A 309-nucleotide genomic window follows, 5' to 3' on the forward strand; every position below is an offset into this window, starting at 1 on the left:
GATAATATCCAGCAGACGCGGATAGAACCTGAGCGCATTACGCCCATCCATCTCAGCGATTTCCTGCTTGCTGTATTTACGCCACTCTTCTGCTGTGTGGTTCTGGCAGCCAGCTCGCACATACTCTCCATTCGTTATGCTGATGAAGTACTTCTCACCCACGATTACGAAAGTGAGATCAGGCAGGCTGGCACCGCGCAGGTCGGCACCGTACAGGTCGGCACCGTACAGGTCGGCACCGCGCAGGTTGGCATCGCGCAGGTTGGCATCGCGCAGGTCGGCACCGTACAGGTCGGCACCGCGCAGGTC

General features: G+C 58.6%; 1 protein-coding gene. It reads right to left on the bottom strand.

What is annotated here, in order from left to right; translation table 11 throughout:
* Window positions 1–309 (bottom strand): pentapeptide repeat-containing protein (locus GTGU_RS23780; RefSeq protein WP_038164003.1); only part of this gene is annotated, 309 nt, incomplete at both ends.

Origin of the sequence: Trabulsiella guamensis ATCC 49490, from assembly GCF_000734965.1 — a bacterium.
In the GTDB taxonomy this organism is placed as follows: domain Bacteria; phylum Pseudomonadota; class Gammaproteobacteria; order Enterobacterales; family Enterobacteriaceae; genus Trabulsiella; species Trabulsiella guamensis.